Annotated in this window: 8 protein-coding genes; all 8 read left to right on the top strand. The window is 49.5% G+C overall.

Annotated elements, in window-relative coordinates; all coding sequences use genetic code 11:
- Positions 1-218: 218 nt before the first annotated feature.
- On the top strand, positions 219-710 hold the full coding sequence (gene nrdG, locus HPY90_RS03275; RefSeq protein WP_013174995.1) for an anaerobic ribonucleoside-triphosphate reductase activating protein: 492 nt from the start codon (positions 219-221) through the stop codon (positions 708-710).
- 202 nt (positions 711-912) lie between these two features.
- Positions 913-1,734, top strand: coding sequence for a peptidoglycan editing factor PgeF (gene pgeF, locus HPY90_RS03270; protein ID WP_287191081.1), 822 nt, complete (start codon positions 913-915; stop codon positions 1,732-1,734).
- A 4-nt stretch (positions 1,735-1,738) separates the two neighbouring features.
- Positions 1,739-2,452: a winged helix-turn-helix domain-containing protein gene (locus HPY90_RS03265; protein ID WP_013174997.1), complete on the top strand. Its 714-nt coding sequence runs from the start codon at positions 1,739-1,741 to the stop codon at positions 2,450-2,452.
- A 68-nt stretch (positions 2,453-2,520) separates the two neighbouring features.
- Entirely contained in the window at positions 2,521-3,579 is a 1,059-nt protein-coding gene (gene pnpS, locus HPY90_RS03260) for a two-component system histidine kinase PnpS (RefSeq protein ID WP_287191078.1), read from the top strand.
- A gap of 25 nt (positions 3,580-3,604) precedes the next feature.
- Positions 3,605-4,555, top strand: a complete 951-nt coding sequence (locus HPY90_RS03255) for an HlyD family efflux transporter periplasmic adaptor subunit (protein ID WP_287191076.1) — start codon at positions 3,605-3,607, stop codon at positions 4,553-4,555.
- Positions 4,552-5,253 (top strand): YggS family pyridoxal phosphate-dependent enzyme, encoded by a 702-nt coding sequence (locus HPY90_RS03250; RefSeq protein ID WP_287191075.1) that lies wholly within the window; start codon positions 4,552-4,554, stop codon positions 5,251-5,253. The genes HPY90_RS03255 and HPY90_RS03250 overlap by 4 nt, the downstream gene beginning before the upstream one ends.
- Positions 5,254-5,265: 12 nt before the next feature.
- Positions 5,266-5,706: a cell division protein SepF gene (locus tag HPY90_RS03245; protein ID WP_287191073.1), complete on the top strand. Its 441-nt coding sequence runs from the start codon at positions 5,266-5,268 to the stop codon at positions 5,704-5,706.
- Entirely contained in the window at positions 5,706-6,515 is an 810-nt protein-coding gene (proC, locus tag HPY90_RS03240; RefSeq protein ID WP_287191071.1) for a pyrroline-5-carboxylate reductase, read from the top strand. The genes HPY90_RS03245 and proC overlap by 1 nt, the downstream gene beginning before the upstream one ends.
- Positions 6,516-6,524: the final 9 nt, after the last annotated feature.

Here is a 6,524-nt window from a genome sequence, read left to right as displayed (position 1 = left end):
CAATAGTTTCATTTTGATTCTCTGGTGGTTGATACCGGTAAGTGTCATGTGGGGCTGTCCAGAGAATAGAGTCTCGAAGGAGAATTAGCCGAGAGAGAATTCCCCAAAAAAGCCTATGTGTAGCCACTTTAATGCTTTTGTGGTTGGCCAAAGGAGCGTCCAAGGGTTGTCCTCACGGATCTTCAATAGGTGTGGGTTCATGCTGGAGGTGGATGAAGATGATAAGATACGCGGCAGTGGTGGACAATTCGGTCGTAGACGGAACCGGCATAAGGATAACGGTTTTCTTGCAGGGGTGTGTACGTGGCTGCGAGGGTTGCCACAACCCGGATCTACAGCCTTTGGAAGGAGGAGAAGTAGTGTCAGAGGAGGCTTTGGCCCAACTGGTGCTGAACAAGCTAAGCCCGCTTCACCGGGGTGTTACTTTTAGCGGGGGAGAACCTTTGCTGCAAGCGCAGGCGTTGGAGAAGGTAATCTCGATATTGAAGCGAGAAAAACCTGACATTGATGTATGGATGTATACCGGTTTCACATTTGAAGAGATACAGGAAATACCTGTTTTAAGAATGATAGACGTTGTAGTTGACGGTCCTTTTGTGTTGGCACAGCGAGATTTGTCTTTGGCGTTCCGGGGCTCGAGGAATCAGAGGATTATAGATGTACCTGCGTCTCTAGCTAAAAGTGAAGTCGTTGAGTTGAAGCTCGACTGAACATAATCGAAACGAGTTAAAGACAACAAGGCCTTTGTCTTCTTTGGAAGATAGAGGCCTTTTTTGGTTTTGCTGGGGGACCGGTCGATTTCGATGATTTGCCTTTGACCCAAGGCTGGTTGGCAGACACGGCAAACAGAGGGAAGGGACAAGACATGGTATAATGTATAGTGAGTTTACGTAGAGGAGACGCGAGGTTCACGTGGTCTCATGGCACTTGCATTCTGTTCGAGGCTTGTCTTACATTACTTTGCCGGAGTGGCAAAAGCAGGGCTTAACCGTAGCTATAACCACTCGTACCGGAGGGTTTAGCCAGGGGGAGTACTCTTCTTTGAATCTGGCTTTTCACGTCGGAGATGACCAGACCGCTGTTTTATCAAACCGGGAGCTTTTGGCATCAGTCTTGCGCATTTCTCTTGCGGACATGGTGTGCGCTTGCCAGGTGCATAAGGCTAACGTGAGAATTGTCACTGAAGCTGACAAGGGTAAAGGGGTATTCGAATATGCTTCTGCATTGCCGGAAACCGACGCCATGGTTACCGATTGTGAAGGAGTATTTTTGACAACGTTCTATGCCGACTGCATACCTATTCTTTTGTTTGACGTTACACGCAGGGTGATAGGTCTGGCCCACGGTGGTTGGAAGGGGACTATGGCCAAAATAGCTTCGGCCACGGTCGAGGTTATGCGAAAAGAATTCGGAAGTTACCCTCAAGATATTAAAGCATTCATAGGGCCTGGAATTGGTGGATGCTGCTATGAAGTCGACGATGGGTTGGCAGCCCAAGTCAGGACAGTTTTTGGGAAAGACAGCCGGTTTTTGCTGGAAGAAAAACAGGGAAGAAACTATTGGTATCTCGACCGTACAAATTTCTTTATCTTAGAAAACGCGGGCCTTCATCATCAAAATATCGGTCTTTGTGGAATGTGTACCAGATGTAACCAAGAACTGTTCTATTCGTACCGGGGATCTGGTGGAAGGACCGGAAGATTCGCTGTGGTACTGGGTTTCAATAAGAGGTGAGAATTTGGATAACGCGCGCATTCTCGTAGTCGATGATGAAGTCCACATAGTAGAGCTGGTCAAGTTTAACCTGGAAAAAGAAGGATTCCAAGTGAGAGTGGCTTACGACGGGATTACGGCCTTAACCCAGGCGGAGTTGGTACGACCAGACCTAATTATTCTGGATATAATGCTTCCCCAGTTGGATGGGCTAGAAGTGTGCCGACGGTTGAGAAGCATGCAGGACTTTAGTAGTACTCCTATTATCATGCTTACGGCCAAAGGAGAGGAATTTGACACCGTGCTGGGATTAGAGATGGGTGCTGATGACTATATCAAGAAACCTTTTAGCCCCAGGGAAATGGTGGCTCGGGTTAAGGCAAGATTGCGAGCGAAAAGGATTTTGGAGGCCGAAAAGGCTACCGGACGCAAGACCTTGGTCTTCAAAGACCTGATAGTAATCCCGGATAAACATGAGGCGTTTGTGGGCGAACGGAGACTAGAACTGACGCCAAAGGAATTCGAGCTTTTGAAGTTGTTAGCTAGCAACCAGGGAAAAGTATTTAGCCGCGAGGTGTTGCTGGAGAAGGTCTGGGGGTATGAGTTCTCAGGTGATACCCGTACTGTGGATGTTCACATCCGGCATCTTAGACAAAAGTTAGGAGAGAGCCCGAGTTCGCCTCAGTACATTGAAACGGTACGGGGCGTCGGATACAGGTTTAAGGAGAGAGAGTCTTAAAAGGTACAAAACTATACTTGAACGACATAGGCATTTCAGGAACTGCTTCTGGGGGGCTGTGTTGTTGTATGCACGATGGAGAAAAAACGGGAGAAGAGACTTTTCGGGAACGGAACAAGATGAAAGCTATTCTAACTACTTTGGTTGACGGGGTGATGGCTGTCAGCCGCGACGGGATTGTTACTTTAGCCAACAAGGCGGCAGAAGAGATTTTTAAAGCGCGACATGAAGGGTTAGTAGGGAAGCCTTTCGCCAGTTTGGTATCTTCTCAGGAATTGAATCAGATGTTAGAGGACGTTTTTGAAACCGGGAGACAGATTTTTACGGAAACCGCGTTGGAACAGTGTTTATTTAGGGTACAGATGGCAGCTATCAACGGTGAAAAGGGAGATGTGGAAGGGGCAGTGGTGGTATTCCACGATGTTACCGATGCGCGCAAATTTGATCAGATGAGATCCGAGTTTGTTGCTAACGTTTCCCACGAGCTCAGAACCCCTCTCACCGCTATCAAGGGATTTGTAGAGACTTTACTCGATGGAGCTTTGGAGGATAAACTCATCTGCCGCCGCTTCTTGACCATTATTGAAGGAGAGAACAACCGCCTTACCAGACTTATCGACGATCTCCTGACCCTTTCTGCTATTGAGTCCCGGGAAAGAAAGCTCACCTTAAAACCGGTTTGTCTAGTCACTTCCATTATTCAGGTAATGAACATTCTGGGCCCTCAGGCCCGCGAAAAGAGATTGCACCTGGAGTTAATATTCAACCGCGATCTGCCTCCGGTCAAAGCCGACGAAGACCTGGTAGGCCAGGTTTTGATTAATCTAATCGACAACGCTATCAAATATACTTCTCCCGGAGGCAAGATAGTTATACGCGTAAAACGTGGGGGCGACCAGGTATTTACGTCTATCACTGATACCGGGACTGGGATACCCCAAGAAAGCTTGCCTCGCTTATTTGAGAGGTTTTACCGGGTGGACAAGGCACGTTCGCGCGAGTTGGGCGGCACCGGTCTGGGACTAGCGATTGTCAAACATATCGTTGAGTCTCACGGCGGAGAAGTATTTGTGGAGAGTGAGTTGGGCAAGGGTTCAACTTTCGGGTTCAGCTTGTGGGTGGCATAGTTGTTGTTGAAGCGAGAGGGCAGCTATGAGCGAACGTCTAGACCGGTTAGCAAAGCAGAAAAAACAAAAGAGATTGATATTAAAACTGCTTTTCGTTTTGGTTTTGATATCAGCGATGTTGGCGGTAGCGGCAGCTTACAGGGCAGTGACCGGGAAACTGTCCGTTATGCGGATGGAAGTAGAAGAATCTAAAGAAGGGGTTCTAGAGGAAACTTTGACCGGCACGGCTATGGTTGTCCAGGAAGAAACGGTGTTGCGATCTCCAGCCGATGGGCGTTTCGAAAACCTGGTGCGGGAAAAGGAACGGGTCAGGCGCGGGGCGATTCTGGGGAGATTGTATACGGAAAGCGGAACTGAGAGCTATGATGTAACGGCTCCGATAGCGGGAGTAGTATTGTACCAGACTGACGGGTTGGAAACGGTAATGGTTCCATCCAAGCTGGGAGACCTTCACCCTCAAATGTTTGCTTACAGCATCCATGTTGTTCGGGGAGTTGAGAATTTACTTCACAAAGGCGATGCTTTTGCCAAAATCGTGAACAACTTGAAGCCAACCGGCTTGGTGGTTAAGACGGAAGACACCGCAGACCCTCTAGCCGATGGACAGGAGGTCGGAGTCAGGTATAAGAATCTGGACTTAGGGACTGCCCGGGTAATTTCGATTGAGCGGGGAAACGACTATACTTTGGTCGGGTTGATTATGAGCGGGTTTGTAATTGAGGTGGCGGACCGTCGTTCGATTCCGGTAGAGCTGGTTATACGGCGTTATGAGGGAATAATCGTTCCTACGCGGGCTCTCACTACCAAAGCGGGTCGGCTCGGAGTTTATTGCCTGCGCAAGGAAACGGTTGTTTTTAAAGAGGTGCAGCTGGTTGCCAGGAAGGCAGGTCACAGCGTGGTCAGGGGACTAGATGCTGGTGAGTATGTAGTCACTACTCCGGACTTGGTGAAGGAAGGGATGGTGATGCGGCGATGAAGGCTGATGGGGGAGGATTGGAACAGTCGATTGCTGAAGTCCGGGAACGGATCCGTCGAGCAGCTCAGCGCTCAGGCCGGCAGGAGCAGGAGATAACTCTGGTAGCTGTCAGTAAGACCGTAGATTTAGAAACTATATCCCGGGCAGCGCAGTTGGGAATCACCCATTTCGGAGAGAACCGGGTTCAGGAGTTTTTACCTAAGTACAAGGAGCTACCTCATCTCCAGTGGCACTTCATCGGTCATCTGCAGACCAACAAGGTGAAGGACGTCATAGGAAAGGCTTGCTTGATCCATTCGCTAGACAGATGGAGATTGGCGGAGTATATTGATGGTAAGGCCAAGTTGCTTGGGCTTGCCGAGGTTGATGTGCTGCTAGAGGTCAATGTTTCCGGCGAACGTTCCAAATACGGATTACTCCCCTCAGATGTTCCAGCATTTTTAGATGCGGTTGAAAGACTTGAACGTGTGCGGGTTCGTGGCTTGATGACTGTGGCTCCCCAGGTTGATGACCCGGAGTTGGCGAGACCAGTATTCAAGAAACTTCATTCTATTTTCGAAGATATTAAGAAGAGACAGTACCGCAACACAGAAATGTTGTACTTGTCTATGGGCATGACCCAGGACTTTGAGGTTGCCGTCGAGGAAGGGAGCAACATGGTCAGGGTGGGAACTGCGATATTCGGTGCAAGAAGATAGGGGGTTTTTAACATGGGTTTTGTGGACAAGTTCTGGCAGTTCTTTGGGGTAGAGACGGAGACGAAGGAGGAGTTGGTAGAGCTGCCAATAGAACCAGAAGAAAGGAAATTTGACCGTAGGGGGAATCTTGTCAGTATCCATTCAACCAAGACCATCAAAGTGGTCGTGTGCGAACCGGCCGATTTCGACGAAGTCAAAACTATTGCCGACAATCTCAAGAGCAGGAGGCAGGTTGTCATAAACTTAGAGAGAACTCCTGCGGAATCGAGACAGCGAATAATCGACTTTGTAAGTGGTACAACCTACGCCTTGGATGGCCATATCCAAAAGATAGGAGATCACATCTTTCTTTTTGCTCCTAGTAATGTAGAAATCTCTGTGGACACCCGTTCTGTAGTACGTAGCTCATACATATTCACCCGCCCAGGGCCTTTTGGAGGGACCGATTTCTGATGAAATACCGGGTTTTAGGAGTCGTCGGTTGTGGAAATATGGCCTACGCTCTGGTGAAGGGACTGACGCAGTCGCGTTTTGATTTTGAGACTATCGTGGGGTTCGACGTAAACCCAGCCCGGCTAAACCTCTTTCGGCAGGAGTTTTCGGTGAAGCCTGTTTCTTCCAATCAAGAGGTGGCTGAACAAGGGGATATTATTGTCCTGGCGGTTAAACCTGGTCAAATAAGGCAAGTGCTGGAGGAAGTGAAGGATAAGCTGACTTCAGACAAGCTGCTGGTTTCGATTGCGGCAGGCATTTCTACAAGTTTGATCGAAGAAGTAGCGGGTAGCCATGTGCCGGTTATTAGGGTCATGCCCAATACTCCCTGCTTGGTAGGCCGGGGGATTTCAGCAATAGCGGCCGGGACCGGGGCAAGTGTTGAGCACGAAGAGGTAGTAGCCAGGATGTTTGCTGCTGTAGGCGAGGTCTGCCGAGTTCCGGAATCATACATGGATGCGGTTACCGCGCTGTCTGGGAGCGGGCCGGCTTACGTATATTTGGTAGCCGAAGCGATGAGCGATGCTGGAGTGGAGGTGGGGCTGCCCCGGGACCTTGCCCGTTTGATGGCTTTAAAGACTATAGCAGGGGCAGTTGCCATGATGGAGGTTACAGGTAAACATCCGGCCGTGCTTAGGGAAGACGTTACTTCGCCCGGGGGAACAACTATAGCCGGATTGAGGGAATTGGAAGAAAACGGCTTGCGGAAGGCGTTCTTTCGGGCTGTTCGGAGGGCGTTTGAGCGTTCGATGGAGCTCGGGCGGAGATAGGCTTGGGTA

It is taken from the genome of Syntrophothermus sp. (assembly GCF_013314835.1).
GTDB classification, from domain to species: domain Bacteria; phylum Bacillota; class Syntrophomonadia; order Syntrophomonadales; family Syntrophothermaceae; genus Syntrophothermus; species Syntrophothermus lipocalidus.
Note: the sequence above shows the minus strand (reverse complement) of the source record. Positions and strands in the feature narration are given on the sequence as shown.